General features: G+C 64.1%; 12 protein-coding genes. 5 read left to right on the top strand and 7 right to left on the bottom strand.

The window, feature by feature from the left end; all coding sequences use genetic code 11:
- Positions 1-181: 181 nt before the first annotated feature.
- A complete protein-coding gene (locus tag K4A76_RS05155; protein ID WP_029885505.1) occupies positions 182-1480 on the top strand; it encodes an MFS transporter in 1299 nt (432 codons plus the stop codon).
- A 57-nt stretch (positions 1481-1537) separates the two neighbouring features.
- Here the strand turns inward: K4A76_RS05155 and purT are convergent, their stop codons facing one another.
- The 5 genes from purT to K4A76_RS05130 all read right to left on the bottom strand — a co-directional run bounded on the left by purT (position 1538) and on the right by K4A76_RS05130 (position 4821).
- Entirely contained in the window at positions 1538-2719 is a 1182-nt protein-coding gene (purT, locus tag K4A76_RS05150) for a formate-dependent phosphoribosylglycinamide formyltransferase (protein WP_009683437.1), read from the bottom strand.
- Positions 2720-2795: 76 nt separating this feature from the next.
- The gene (locus K4A76_RS05145; RefSeq protein WP_047150237.1) at positions 2796-3263 is read right to left on the bottom strand and encodes a VUT family protein; all 468 of its coding nucleotides are present in this window, start codon (positions 3261-3263) and stop codon (positions 2796-2798) included.
- Between the two features lie 202 nt (positions 3264-3465).
- Entirely contained in the window at positions 3466-3660 is a 195-nt protein-coding gene (locus K4A76_RS05140) for a DUF1289 domain-containing protein (RefSeq protein ID WP_054914026.1), read from the bottom strand.
- Positions 3653-4177: a gamma carbonic anhydrase family protein gene (locus K4A76_RS05135; protein WP_274411684.1), complete on the bottom strand. Its 525-nt coding sequence runs from the start codon at positions 4175-4177 to the stop codon at positions 3653-3655. The genes K4A76_RS05140 and K4A76_RS05135 overlap by 8 nt, the downstream gene beginning before the upstream one ends.
- A gap of 44 nt (positions 4178-4221) precedes the next feature.
- Positions 4222-4821 (bottom strand): CoA pyrophosphatase, encoded by a 600-nt coding sequence (locus K4A76_RS05130; RefSeq protein ID WP_029885509.1) that lies wholly within the window; start codon positions 4819-4821, stop codon positions 4222-4224.
- Between the two features lie 124 nt (positions 4822-4945).
- Here K4A76_RS05130 and K4A76_RS05125 point away from each other — a divergent pair, with 124 nt between their 5' ends.
- The 3 genes from K4A76_RS05125 to K4A76_RS05115 all read left to right on the top strand — a co-directional run bounded on the left by K4A76_RS05125 (position 4946) and on the right by K4A76_RS05115 (position 8278).
- On the top strand, positions 4946-5497 hold the full coding sequence (locus K4A76_RS05125) for an NUDIX hydrolase (protein WP_029885510.1): 552 nt from the start codon (positions 4946-4948) through the stop codon (positions 5495-5497).
- 22 nt (positions 5498-5519) lie between these two features.
- The gene (locus K4A76_RS05120) at positions 5520-6074 is read left to right on the top strand and encodes a L,D-transpeptidase family protein (RefSeq protein ID WP_274411683.1); all 555 of its coding nucleotides are present in this window, start codon (positions 5520-5522) and stop codon (positions 6072-6074) included.
- 143 nt (positions 6075-6217) lie between these two features.
- Positions 6218-8278, top strand: a complete 2061-nt coding sequence (locus tag K4A76_RS05115) for a PhoX family protein (protein WP_274411682.1) — start codon at positions 6218-6220, stop codon at positions 8276-8278.
- A gap of 120 nt (positions 8279-8398) precedes the next feature.
- Here the strand turns inward: K4A76_RS05115 and K4A76_RS05110 are convergent, their stop codons facing one another.
- Positions 8399-8710, bottom strand: a complete 312-nt coding sequence (locus K4A76_RS05110) for an NIF3 1 (RefSeq protein ID WP_009683429.1) — start codon at positions 8708-8710, stop codon at positions 8399-8401.
- 3 nt (positions 8711-8713) lie between these two features.
- A complete protein-coding gene (gene purL / locus K4A76_RS05105; protein WP_009683428.1) occupies positions 8714-12613 on the bottom strand; it encodes a phosphoribosylformylglycinamidine synthase in 3900 nt (1299 codons plus the stop codon).
- Between the two features lie 357 nt (positions 12614-12970).
- On the opposite strand from purL, the gene mltF reads away from it, so the two are divergent.
- Positions 12971-14428 (top strand): membrane-bound lytic murein transglycosylase MltF, encoded by a 1458-nt coding sequence (mltF, locus tag K4A76_RS05100; protein WP_029885513.1) that lies wholly within the window; start codon positions 12971-12973, stop codon positions 14426-14428.
- Positions 14429-14457: the final 29 nt, after the last annotated feature.

Genomic DNA, 14457 nt, shown 5'->3' with positions numbered 1-14457 from the left:
GGTCCTGCTTCCACACCCTGAACAGTGCCCGCCCCCGCCCCTATCCCCCTTGGGCTATCGTCAGTCGGGCGCACACAACAACAAAACGCTCCGGCGCCCGCGCCGCCGTGCCTGCCTCTGCAGCGCAGCCCGTCGTGGACCAAGCCCACGGAGCCGGACCAGACTGTTAGGGACCTACTTAATGACAAGCAGCACCTATGCCCAAGCCCCTGCGGCGCCGGTCAACTCGCCCGCTCGGGTAGCCACTGCCAGTTTCATTGGCACCGCCATCGAGTTCTACGACTTCTACGTTTACGCCACGGCTGCCGCCCTGGTCATCGGGCCGGTGTTTTTCCCCTCCGGCTCGGGCACCGCACAGATGCTGGCGGCCTTCCTGACCTTTGGCATTGCCTTTCTTGCCCGGCCGCTGGGCTCGGCACTGTTCGGCCATTTTGGCGACCGCATCGGCCGCAAATCGACCCTGGTCGCCTCGCTGCTGCTGATGGGTGTGTCTACCACGGCCATCGGCGTGCTGCCGGGCTATGACAGCATCGGTGTATGGGCACCGATCATCCTTTGCCTGCTGCGCTTTGGCCAAGGCCTGGGCTTGGGCGGCGAATGGGGCGGCGCTGCGCTGCTGGCCACTGAAAACGCCCCGGAGGGCAAGCGCGCCTGGTTCGGCATGTTCCCGCAATTGGGGCCATCGATCGGCTTCCTGGCGGCCAACGGCCTGTTCCTGACCCTGGCCCTGACTCTGAGCGACGAGCAGTTCCGTGAGTGGGGCTGGCGTATCCCGTTCCTGCTCAGCGCCGCCCTGGTGCTGGTAGGCCTGTATGTGCGCCTGAAGCTGGAGGAAAGCCCCGTGTTCGCCAAGGCTGTTGCCCGCCATGAGCGGGTGAAAATGCCGGTGGTCGACCTGTTCGCCAGGCACTGGCGCCCTACCCTGCTGGGCGCTGCCGCCATGGTGGTGTGCTATGCGCTGTTCTATATCTCCACCGTGTTCTCGCTGAGCTACGGTGTGACCACGCTGGGGTACAGCCGGGAGACGTTCCTCGGCCTGCTGTGCTTTGCAGTGGTATTCATGGCGCTGGCGACGCCGCTGTCGGCCTGGCTCAGCGACCGCTACGGGCGCAAGCCGGTGCTGATCGTCGGCGGCCTGCTGGCGGTGGCGTCGGGCTTTACCATGGAGCCTTTGCTGACCTCGGGCTCTACCGCCGGCGTGGCACTGTTCCTGGCCATCGAGCTGTTCCTGATGGGGGTGACCTTTGCACCGATGGGGGCTTTGCTACCGGAGCTGTTCCCAACCCATGTGCGATACACCGGCGCTTCGGCGGCGTATAACCTGGGTGGGATTGTCGGCGCCTCGGCGGCCCCGTTCTTCGCCCAGAAGCTGGTGAGCATGGGCGGTTTGAGCTGGGTGGGGGGCTATGTGTCGGCAGCCGCAGTGATCAGCTTGATCGCTGTGCTGTGCCTGAAAGAGACCCGCAATACACAGCTGTGAGTCTCAAGCTGCAAGCTACAAGAGATGCGCATTCTCTTGCAGCTTGCAGCCTCCAGCTTAGAACTCGACCTTGACCGCCTGCGAAGCGCGGGTCGCCTTGGCCCGCGCCGCTTCAACCGACTCGTCGCGCGCCAGGCACACACCCATGCGGCGGGTACCGTTGATTTCCGGCTTGCCGAACAGGCGGATGGCAGTATCCGGCTCGCTCAAGGCTGCACCCAGGTTGGCGAAGCTGGTCTGCTGCGACTGCCCCTGCGGCAAGATCACCGCCGAGGCCGAAGGGCCGAACTGGCGCACCACCGGGATAGGCAGCCCGAGAATGGCGCGGGCGTGCAGGGCGAACTGCGACAGGTCCTGGGAAATCAGGGTCACAAGGCCGGTGTCATGCGGGCGCGGCGAGACTTCGCTGAACCACACCTGGTCGCCTTTCACGAACAGTTCCACGCCAAACAGGCCCCGGCCACCCAGCGCATCGGTGACCGCCTTGGCCACACGTTGCGACTCGGCCAGCGCTTTCTCGCTCATGGCCTGGGGCTGCCAGGACTCCTGGTAGTCGCCCTTCTCCTGGCGATGGCCGACCGGTTCGAGGAAGGTGGTGCCCCCCACATGACGCACGGTCAGCAGGGTGATTTCGTAGTCGAAGTCGATAAAGCCCTCGACGATCACCCGGCCCTTGCCGGCGCGGCCGCCTTCCTGGGCATAGTCCCAGGCCTTCTGCAGGTCGGCGTCGCTGCGCAGCAGGCTCTGGCCCTTGCCCGACGAGCTCATGACCGGCTTGACCACGCATGGGTAGCCTACATCGGCCACGCCCTTGGCGAAGTCTTCGTAGGTGTCGGCGAAATGGTACGGCGAAGTTGGCAGCTCCAGCTCTTCGGCGGCCAGGCGGCGGATACCTTCGCGGTTCATGGTCAGCTGGGTCGCGCGGGCGGTGGGCACCACGTTGAAGCCTTCGTTTTCCAGCTCGACCAGGGTGGCGGTGGCGATGGCTTCGATTTCCGGAACGATGTAGTGCGGCTTCTCGGCCTCGATCACGGCACGCAAGGCCACGCCATCGAGCATGTTGACCACGTGGCTGCGGTGCGCAACCTGCATGGCCGGGGCATTGGCATAGCGGTCGACGGCGATCACTTCGACGCCCAGGCGCTGCAGCTCGATCACCACTTCCTTGCCCAGCTCGCCACAGCCGCACAGCAATACACGGGTCGCAGTAGGCGACAAGGGGGTTCCGATACGGGTCATTTCAGGTCCTCGAAGGCATCCGGGGCCGCACCCGGCTTGGCGCGACCCGCTGAAAAAGGACCGTTATTCTACACCATCAGCTGGCCGCAGCAGCCCGCCGGGCGCGAAATGCCATGGCCAGCCACACCGCGGTGACACCGGTGAACTTGGAGGCCATGGCCGTGCCGACCACCGCCGGGGCCAAGGCACCGATCATGCCGAAGAAGATGAAGGTGTCCACCGGAATGCTCAACGCCGAACTCAACCACAGGCGGTCACGCAGCGGCCGCCGGGTGACGCTGAACACCAGCCAGTCGATCAGTTCGGAAATGAAGAACGCGGTGGCGCTGGCCAGGGCGATGGCCGGCTCCGAGGTCACATACGACAGCACCAGCGCCACCAGCATGGCGACCAGGGCGCCGTGGCCGAAGCGGGTTTGCACCATGTCGCGCAGGATGAACACCAGGCCGCCCCAGGCAGACCAGATGACGTCCAGGTGCGGGGCACTGGAAAAGGCGTAGTTGATCAGCACTACGCTGCTGATATAGGCAAGCAGATAGAACATGGCGGGTAATCTGTGGGCAAGCGGTACAGATTACCGTCGAGCCGTTCGCGGGTAAACCCGCTCCTAAAGATGATCCGTAACCCTCCAGGCTCATGCTGTACCTGTAGGAGCGGGCGTGCCCGCGAACACCGGCGGAGCCGGTGCCATGTACCGCGGTGGCGGTTTCGCGGGCATGCCCGCTCCCACAGGGTTCTGCATCAGACTAGAGGATCAGGCCAGCCTCAACTGCCCGTTCATGGCAACGCTTGAGCACCGCGCGGCGCTCGTCATTGTCCATCCGCCCCCAGCGGCCGATCTCGGCCACGCTACGCTGGCAGCCAGTGCAGATGTCCTGCTCGTCCAACGCACAGATGCTCACGCAGGGCGAGGCCACCGGCCGTTCCACAACATTACTCATCGTCAATTACCAACTCCCGCGCATAACGCCGGGCATTGTGCACGTAATGGGCGGCGCTGGCTTCCAGCAGGCGCTTCTGCTGCTCGGTCAGCTCGCGCACCACCTTGCCCGGCGAACCCATCACCAGCGAACCGTCAGGAATTTCCTTGCCTTCGGGAATCAGCGCGTTGGCGCCGATGATGCAATGCTTGCCAATACGCGCGCCATTTAGGATCACCGCATTGATGCCGACCAGGCTGTAGTCACCGACCGTGCAGCCATGCAGCATGGCATTGTGACCGACGGTCACGCCCTTGCCCAAGGTCAGCGGCGACCCCATGTCGGTGTGCATCACCGTGCCGTCCTGCACGTTACTGTCTTCGCCGATCTCGATCAGCTCGTTGTCGCCGCGCAGCACTGCGCCAAACCACACACTGGCATTGGCTTGCAGGCGCACGTTGCCGATCAGCGTGGCGTTAGGCGCGGCCCAACTGGTGGGGTGGCTCTCGACCCGCAGGTCGCCCAGGCGGTACTTCATGCTTGCTCCTCAGGCTGGAACACAGACGACGGGGTTGGCCCCGCTCAGTTTTCGATGTACCGCTCAGGGGGCTGATGCAAACTGATGCCGGCATCGAACAGCAGGTTGACCAGTTCGACGATCATGATCGCCGACAAGCCCCAGATCTTGTATTCGCCATAGCGATAGCTGGGTACATACCAGCTGCGGCCCTGGTAATCGATACGGTGGGTATGGTCACGCGGGTCCTGGCGGAAAAATTCCAGCGGCACGGTGAATACTGCCGCGATCTCGGCGTCGTTGGCGCGGTATTCGACGAAGTCGGGGATAACGCCGACGAATGGTGTCACTTTCAGGCCATGCAGTGAAATCAGCGGGCTCAGCGGGCCGATCACCTCGACCAGACCCGGCGGCAAGCCAATTTCTTCCTCGGCTTCGCGCAGCGCGGTGAACACCAGGTCCGGGTCTTCCGGGTCGCGGCGGCCTCCGGGAAAAGCCACTTCACCGCCATGGGTGGACAGCCCCTGGGCGCGCAGGGTCAAGACCAGTTCGGGCGCTTCGCTACGGGTAATGGGCAAAAGAACCGCCGCTTCGGGGAACCGCCGGTCGGTTTCCAGTGACGCGGGTTGGTGGTTGCTCATTCGGCGAAGTAGCTCGTCCAGCATTGCGCACGCTCGTATCCAAGGCCTGCCTTGCATGATGCACCAAAGCCGCGTGGCACCCAAGCCCCCGCGCTTGCGGCGCGCCTGCGGCCGCGCCAAGATAGCCCGGAACATAAAGGATAGTGCCATGAACTACTGCAGCGCGTGCGGCCACCCGGTCACCCTGCGGATCCCCGAAGGCGACAGCCGCCTGCGGTATGTCTGCGAGGCTTGCCAGACCATCCACTACCAGAACCCCAACGTCGTCGCCGGCGTGCTGCCCACCTGGGGCAGCCAGGTGCTGCTGTGCCGCCGCGCCATCGAGCCGCGCCGCGGTTTCTGGACCCTGCCCGCCGGTTTCATGGAGAACGGCGAAACCCTCGACCAGGCCGCCCGTCGCGAAACGGTGGAGGAAGCCTGCGCCCGGGTCGGCGCAACCAGCCTGTACCAGCTGTTCGACCTGCCGCACATCAACCAGGTGCATGTGTTCTTCCGCGCCGAACTGGCAGACCTGGATTTCGCTGTGGGCGTCGAGAGCCTGGAGGTGCGGCTGTTCGAGGAACACGAGATTCCCTGGGGTGAGCTGGCTTTCCGCACAGTCACGCGCACACTAGAATGCTACTATCGCGACCGCATCGGGGCGCACTACCCCATAGGCCATGAATACCTGCCGCCGATGCTCGTTTCACCCAATACCTAGACGCCTTCAGGGATACCGTTACATGCGCTGGTTGCTTGCCATTTTCTGCCTTTGCGTTACCTCGGTGTCCCAGGCGGCATTTACCGAGACCATCATTCGCAAGCCTGTGCAGGCCGCGGCATCCCCGTCGCCCTCGCAGCAGGCGATGCAACCGCTGATCGATAAGGTGCTGGTGATCAAGTCCGAGCGGCGCCTGCAATTGATCAGCCGTGGCGAGCCGCTGAAGACCTACCGCATTTCCCTGGGCAAGCAGCCCAAGGGCGCCAAGCAGCGCGAGGGCGACAAGAAGACCCCAGAGGGCCTGTACTGGCTGGACTGGCGCAAGCAGAGCGATCGCTTCAACCTGGCCATGCACATCAATTACCCGAACAGCAACGATGCCGCCCGCGCTACCCGTGAAGGGGTGAGTGCCGGCAGCATGATCATGATCCACGGCACACCGATCAACGATGAATACCCGGAATGGTATTTCCACACCCTGGACTGGACCGATGGCTGCATTGCCATGCGTAACCGTGACATGCAGGAGGTGTGGAACCTGGTACGCGATGGGACGTTGATCGAAATCCGGCCCTGAGCCCTACCAGCGCAGCCACGCAGGCCAGGCAATGCCGGGAGCCGGTTGCTTTAAAAGCTCGTTAACATTTCTGCCAACGAATCATCATATTTGCGCCTTATAGTCGCGGTTTGTTTCAACCCAGCGAGTACAAGGACACTCTGATGAGTCGAGATACCGGCGACAATCTGGACCGGAACCACAGCGGCAACCTGCCGATGGCCTCTGTCATGGACGTCTACCTCAGCCGCCGCAGTGTGATGCGCGGCAGCCTGGGCGCAGCCATCGCCATGATCGCCGGTACAGGCCTGGCAGGCTGCTTCGACAGCGGCGGCTCCGCCAACGATGATCCGCTCACCCAGCCGCCCGTTACCGAGCCGGAAAAGCCGAAAATGGCGCTGGGCTTCCAGTCCATCCCCGGATCGCGCACCGACGCCTGCGCAGTCGCCGCCGGCTACAGCGCCTACGTGCTCGCCCCATGGGGTACGCCGCTGAACAGCAACGCCAAGCCGTGGCGAGCCGATGGCAGCAATACCTCGACCGATCAAGCCAACGCCATGGGCATGCACCATGACGGCATGCATTTCTTCCCCATCAACGGCAGCTCGGAAGACGGCCTGCTGGCGATCAACTTCGAGTACATCGACACTGCCGCCCTGCACCCGGCCGGCCCAACGACCGATATCAATGGCAAACGCCCGGCCGAAGAAGTGCGCAAGGAAATCAACGCCCACGGCGCTGGCGTGGTGCGCTTGCAGAAAACCGATGGCCGCTGGCAGGTGGTCGACAACGACCCGCTCAACCGCCGCTTCACCACCGCATCGCGCATGGCCATCAGCGGCCCGCTGCGTGGCACCGAACACGTCAAGACCAAGTACTCCCCCGCCGGCACCCACTGCCGAGGCACCAACAACAACTGCGGCAACGGCTATACGCCTTGGGGCACCTACCTCACCTGTGAAGAAAACTGGCCGGGCATTTTCGTCAACAAGGGCACCCGCCCTGAAGACCAGCAGCGCATTGGCGTGGGCACTTCCAGCGGCCAGTTCAAATGGGAAAGTGCAGCCGGCGACGCCGGCGAGGAAGCCGACGAGTTCGCCCGTTTCGACGTGACCGCCAAGGGCGCCAGCGCCACCGACGACTACCGCAACGAAGCCAGCACCTACGGCTACATCGTCGAGATCGACCCTTACGACAGCAGCACCCTCGCCACCAAACGTACCGCACTGGGCCGCTTCCGCCACGAAGGCTGCGCCCCGGGCCTGCCGGTGCCGGGCAAGCCACTGGTGTGGTACATGGGTGACGACTCCAACAACGAATACGTGTACAAGTGGGTGTCCAGCGCCGTGTGGGATGCCGCCGATGCCAACCCGGCCGACCGACTGGCCACTGGTGCCAAGTACCTGGACCAAGGCAAGCTGTACGTCGCCCGCTTCAATGCCGACGGCACTGGCGTCTGGCTGCTGCTGGACGTGACTACCCCCACCACTGGCGGGGGCACCTTGGGCGCGCTGTACGGTGACCTGCCGGGCATCCTGCTCAACACCCGGGGTGCCGGCGATGCCGTGGGCGCAACGCCAATGGACCGCCCGGAGTGGACCACGGTCAATCCGCTGAACGGCGACGTGTACCTGACCCTGACCAACAACAGTGCGCGCACCCCGGAAAAAGCCGATGCCGCCAACCCGCGCGGGCCGAACCGCCATGGCCATATCATCCGCTGGCACGACAGCGACGACCAGTTGAGCTTCGCCTGGGACATCTTCGTGTTTGGCGCCAACGCTGCCGGTACCGCCGACATCAACCGTTCCGGCCTCACCGAACTGAACCAGTTCGCCAGCCCGGACGGCATGAGCTTCGATAGCCGTGGCGTGCTGTGGTTCGAGACCGACAACGGCGAAAGCACTGTCACCGACTACACCAACGACCAGCTACTGGCGGTGATCCCCACCAACCTGGTGGACGCCGGCGGCAAACAGGTGCCGGTGAACGCGCAGAACCAGGTGGACCTGCGGCGCTTCTTCGTTGGCCCGAATGGTTGCGAAGTGACCGGGATTACCTTTACCCCGGACAACAAGACGCTGTTCGTCAACATTCAGCACCCAGGGAACTGGCCATGCACCGACAACGCTACGGACGCGACGCCAGCGGGTACCAAGGTAAGGCCGCGGGCTGCGACGGTGGTGATTCAGCGGGTTGATGGCGGAGAGATCGGCACCGTCTGATCCGGTGTGGTACAGCCAGCCTTGCGCTGGCTTTACTGGCCTGTTCGCGGGCACGCCCGCTCCCACAAGTTGTGTACCCCCTGTGGGAGCGGGCGTGCCCGCGAATAGCCCTGATGCGGTCTAGAACTCGGCGAGCCGCCACACCTCATAGGCTGGCGCCTCGTACGGGTGGCTTTGCTTGAGCGCAGCGACGACCTGGGCTACCAGCTCGTCTGCCACCACCAGCTCCACCTTCCACTCTTCCACCACCTCGACCCGGCCAGTTTGCCCGAGAAACGGCTGGCTGCCGTCCAGCGGGCGAAACTGGCCCTGGCCCAGGGTTTGCCAAGCGCAGTGGTCATAGTCGCCGATGCGCCCGCCACCAGCGGCGAACACAGCGGCCTTGACCACGTCGACATGGCTGGCGGGGACGAAGAAGGCGAGCTTGTACACGCCTTAGTTCACCCACACCCGCGCATTGCGGAACATGCGCATCAGCGCGGCATCTTCGTGCCACTCGTCAGGGCGCCAGGAGTTCTGCACGGCGCGGAACACACGCTCCGGGTGCGGCATCATGATGGTCACGCGACCGTCGCGGCTGGTGAGGCCGGTGATACCGCGCGGCGAGCCGTTCGGGTTGGCCGGGTAGGCTTCGGTGACCTTGCCGTGGTTATCGACATAGCGCAGGGCCACGCAACCGGACATGTCGGCGGCCAGCAGCGCTTCTTCGCTGGCGAACTCGGCATGGCCTTCACCGTGGGCGATGGCGATCGGCATGCGCGAACCGGCCATGCCTTGCAGGAAGATCGAGTTGGACTTCTGCACTTCGACCATGGCCACACGTGCCTCGAACTGCTCCGAGCGGTTGCGCACGAAGTGCGGCCAGTGCTCGGTGCCCGGGATCAGCTCGTGCAGGTTGGACATCATCTGGCAACCGTTGCACACGCCCAAGGCGAAGCTGTCGGTACGCTCGAAGAAGGCCTGGAAGGCATCACGGGCGCGGCTGTTAAACAGCGCCGACTTGGCCCAGCCCTCACCGGCGCCCAGCACGTCCCCGTAGGAGAAACCACCGCAGGCCACCAGGCCCTTGAAGGCCTCGAAGTCGACGCGGCCGGCAAGGATATCGCTCATGTGCACGTCGATGGCGGCGAAGCCGGCGCGGTCGAAGGCTGCAGCCATTTCAACCTGGCCGTTGACGCCCTGCTCACGCAGGATGGCCACTTGCGGGCGCACGCCTTTCTTGATGTACGGTGCGGCGATGTCGTCGTTGACGTCGAAGCCCAGCTTGACCGACAGGCCCGGGTTGTCTTCCTCCAGCAGCAGGTCGAATTCCTGGTCGGCGCAGTCGGCGTTGTCGCGCAGGCGCTGGATCTGGTAGCTGGTCTCGGCCCACTGGCGCTGCAGCATGCGGCGGTCGTCGTCGAACAGCACTTCGCCATTGAGGCTGATGGACACTTCGGCGTTGTTGACCGGCTTGCCGATCACCGCCACGCAACCTTCGCCCAGGCCAGCGGCGCTGAACTGTGCCAGTACGTCGGGGGTGGCGTCCTGGCGAACCTGAATGACCGCCCCCAGCTCTTCGTTGAACAGAATGGCCGCCACATCGGCCTTGCTGTCTGTCAGCGGGTCGAGGTGCAGGTCCAGGCCGCAGTGGCCGGCAAAGGCCATTTCCAGCACGGTGGCGGCCAGGCCGCCATCGGAACGGTCGTGGTAGGCCAGCAGGTGGCCATCTTCGTTCAGGCCCTGGATCACGGCGAAGAAGGCCTTGAGGTCTTCGGCGTCGTCGACATCCGGTGCCTGGGCCGCGATCTTGCCGTAGGTCTGGGCCAGGATCGAGGCGCCCATGCGGTTCTTGCCGCGGCCGAGGTCGACCAGGATCAGGTCGGTTTCACCCTTGTCCATGCGCAGTTGCGGGGTCAAGGTCTTGCGAATATCGGTGACCGGGGCGAAGCCGGTGATGATCAGCGACATCGGCGAGGTCACGCTCTTCTCGACGCCCTCGTCGCTCCACTTGGTTTTCATCGACATGGAGTCTTTGCCGACCGGAATGGTAATGCCCAGCTCTGGGCACAGCTCCATGCCGACCGCCTTGACGGTGTCGTACAAGCGCGCGTCTTCACCTGGGTGGCCGGCAGCGGACATCCAGTTGGCCGACAGCTTGACGTCGGACAGTTTCTCGATGCGCGATGCCGCCAGGTTGGTCAGCGTTTCGCCAATGGCCATGCGGCCGGATGCCGGGGCGTCCAGCAAGGCCAGCGGGGTTCGCTCGCCCATGGCCATGGCTTCACCGGTGTACACATCGAAGCTGGTGGCCGTGACGGCGCAGTCGGCAACCGGAACCTGCCACGGGCCGACCATCTGGTCGCGGGCAACCAGGCCGGTGATGGTGCGGTCGCCGATGGTGATCAGGAAGCTCTTGCTGGCCACTGCCGGGTGGTTCAGCACGCGCTGCACGGCGCTGTCCAGGTCCAGCTCGCTTGGGTCGAAATCATCGCCCAGCTCGGCTTCACGGGTGACCGAACGGTGCATACGCGGCGGCTTGCCCAGCAGCACGTCGAGGGGCATGTCCACCGGGGTGTTGCCGAAGTGGCTGTCGCTGACGGTCAGGTGCTTTTCTTCGGTGGCTTCACCGACCACGGCAAACGGGCAACGCTCGCGCTCGCAAATGGCCTTGAAGCGCTCGAAGTCGACGGCGCTGACGGCCAACACGTAACGCTCCTGCGACTCGTTGCTCCAGATTTCGTGCGGGGCCATGCCCGGCTCGTCGTTGGGCACGTTGCGCAGCTCGAAGCGGCCACCGCGGCCACCGTCGTTGACCAGCTCCGGGAAGGCGTTGGAGATGCCGCCGGCGCCCACGTCGTGGATGAAGGCGATAGGGTTGGCATCGCCCAGCTGCCAGCAACGGTCGATGACCTCCTGACAACGGCGCTCCATTTCCGGGTTTTCACGCTGTACCGAAGCGAAGTCCAGGTCAGCGGAGCTGGCGCCGGTGGCCACCGACGAAGCAGCGCCGCCGCCCAGGCCGATCAGCATGGCCGGGCCACCGAGTACGATCAGCTTGGCGCCGACCGTGATCTCGCCCTTCTGCACGTGGTCTTCACGGATGTTGCCCATGCCGCCTGCGAGCATGATCGGCTTGTGGTAACCGCGTACTTCTTCACCGTGCGGGGTGTTGATGGCTTGCTCGAAGGTACGGAAGTAGCCGGTCAGCGCCGGGCGACCGAATTCGTTGTTGAAAGCAGCACCGCCCAATGGGCCTTCGATCATGATGTCGAGGGCGTCGACGATGCGCTCTGGCTTGCCGTAGGCCTGCTCCCAGGGCTGCTCGAAGCCCGGAATGCGCAGGTTGGACACGGTGAAGCCGGTCAGGCCCGCCTTGGGCTTGGCGCCTCGGCCAGTAGCACCTTCGTCACGGATTTCGCCACCCGAGCCGGTGGACGCACCGGAGAACGGGGCGATGGCGGTCGGGTGGTTGTGGGTTTCCACCTTCATGAGGATGTGCACCGGCTCCTGCACCGCGCCGTACTGGCGGGTTTCAGGGTTCGGGAAGAAGCGGCCGGCAACGTTGCCGACGATCACCGAGGCGTTGTCCTTGTATGCAGACAGCACACCTTCGTTGTGCATCTGGTAGGTGTTCTTGATCATGCCGAACAGGCTTTTTTCCTGCGCCTGGCCGTCGATGTCCCAACTGGCGTTGAAGATCTTGTGGCGGCAGTGCTCGGAGTTGGCCTGGGCGAACATCATCAGTTCGATGTCGTTCGGGTTGCGCTTGAGGCCCTGGAACGCATTGACCAGGTAGTCGATTTCGTCTTCGGCCAGGGCCAGGCCGAGGTCGATGTTGGCCTTGGCCAGCGCGTCGCGGCCGCCGCCGAGGATATCGACCGAGGTCATCGGCTTGGGCTGGGCGTGGCTGAACATGTCAGCGGCCTGCTCCAGCTGGCCGAGCACGCGCTGGGTCATGCGGTCGTGCAGCTCGGCGGCGATCAGGGCGGCGTCAGCGTCGCTCAGGTTGCCGGCAACGTAGTAGGCGATACCACGCTCCAGGCGCTGGATTGCCTGCAGGCCGCAGTTGTGAGCGATGTCGCTGGCCTTGCTGGCCCATGGCGAGATGGTGCCCAGGCGCGGTACGACCAGGAACAGGCGGCCGCTCGGCTCCTGTACCGGCACGCTCGGGCCGTACTTGAGCAGACGGCCCAGCACCTGCTGCTGGTCGGCGGTCAGTTCGCCTTCAACATCGGCGAAGTGGGCAAATTCGGCATACAAACCAGTAACAGCGGGGACTTTCTGGCTCAGTTGCTCGAGTAATTTACCGTGGCGAAAGGCAGAAAGGGCAGGAGCGCCGCGCAGGATCAACATCGTCGGGACAGCCTCAGGAAGGGGTGTGCTTAGAGGCCGTGCATTCTAGCCTAAATCGTTGGCTTTCGGCACCCGCTCTAAGCCATGGCTGCCGGGCGGCGGAACCGGACTTTGGGGTCAAAAAAATCCCCCTGTTCTCCACGCCCTGTAGGAGCGGCCTTGCGTCGCGATGGGCCGCACAGCGGCCCCAGTTTTCCAGCACCGCCGCCAGTACCCCCGGGGCCGCTGCGCGGCCCATCGCGACGCAAGGCCGCTCCTACAGAGGATCAGGCCGCAACACTGCACAGAATGTGCTACCAGACAACCTAACAGTTGTCGAGATATGGTTGCGCCGGTCCTTTGCGTATACTGCAAGCTATGTTCGCCCACACTGCTTTGCGCCAGCGTTGCGCCAAATGGCTCCTCGCAACCGGACTCTTTCTGCTGCTCGGTGCCTGCGTTGAAAAACCCAGCACCCTCGAGCGCGTGAAGGAGGACGGCGTGCTGCGCGTGATCACCCGCAACAGCCCGGCCACTTACTTCCAGGACCGCAACGGCGAAACCGGCTTCGAGTACGAACTTGTCCAGCATTTCGCCGATGATCTCGGCGTAAAACTGCAGATCGAAACCGCCGACAACCTCGACGAACTGTACGATTCGCTCGGCAAGCCCGCCGGCCCGGTGCTGGCCGCGGCCGGCCTGGTCAGCAGTGAACGGCGCAAGGCCCAGGTGAAATACTCGCACCCCTACCTGGAAGTCACCCCGCAGGTGGTCTATCGCAACGGCCGCCCACGCCCGACCGACGCCAAGGGCCTGGTCGGCAAGAAAATCATGGTGCTCAAGGGCAGCAGCCATGCCGACCTTCTGGCCGAGCTGAAAAAGCAGAACCCTGGCCTGGAATATGAAGAGTCCGACGCGGTCGAGGTGGTCGACCTGCTGCGCATGGTCGACGAAGGCCAGATCGACCTGACCTTGGTCGACTCCAACGAACTGGCGATGAACCAGGTGTACTTCCCCAACGTGCGGGTTGCCTTCGATGTGGGCGACACCCGTGATCAACGCTGGGCAGTCGCGGCCGGTGAAGACAACAGCCTGCTCAACGAAATCAATGAATTCCTCGACAAGGCGCAGAAAAACGGCACCCTGCAGCGCTTGAAGGACCGCTACTACGGCCATGTCGATGTTCTGGGCTACGTGGGCGCGTACACCTTCGCCCAGCATCTGCAGCAGCGCCTGCCCAAGTACGAGAAGCACTTCAAGAGCTACGCCAAGGTCGAGCAGGTGGACTGGCGCCTGCTGGCCGCCATTGGTTACCAGGAATCGATGTGGCAACCGGAGGTTACCTCCAAGACCGGCGTACGCGGCCTGATGATGCTGACCCAGCGCACTGCCCAGGCGATGGGCGTATCCAACCGCCTGGACCCGCGGCAGAGCATCCAGGGGGGCGCCAAGTACTTCATGAAAATCAAGGAAGAGCTCGACGACAGCATCAAGGAGCCCGACCGCACCTGGTTCGCCCTGGCTGCCTACAACGTCGGCAGCGGCCACCTGGAAGACGCCCGTACCCTGGCCAAGCGCGAAAAGCTCAACCCGAACAAGTGGCTGGACGTGAAGAAGATGCTGCCGCGCCTGTCGCAGAAACAGTGGTACCGGCAGACCAAGTACGGCTATGCCCGCGGTGGCGAGCCTGTGCACTTCGTGGCCAACATCCGCCGCTACTACGACATCCTCACCTGGGTCACCCAACCGCAGCTCGAAGGCCAGGTCGCCGAAGGCAACCTGCATGTGCCTGGTGTGAACAAGGACAAGCCTGCGGACCAGTCACCGCCGATGTGAGCCTGTAGCGGCCTGTTCGCGGGCACGCC

The organism is Pseudomonas sp. NEEL19, from assembly GCF_028751975.1.
Lineage (GTDB): Bacteria > Pseudomonadota > Gammaproteobacteria > Pseudomonadales > Pseudomonadaceae > Aquipseudomonas > Aquipseudomonas juntendi.
The sequence above is the reverse complement of the archived record's forward strand: the minus strand, read 5'-3'. Positions and strand labels throughout refer to the sequence as shown.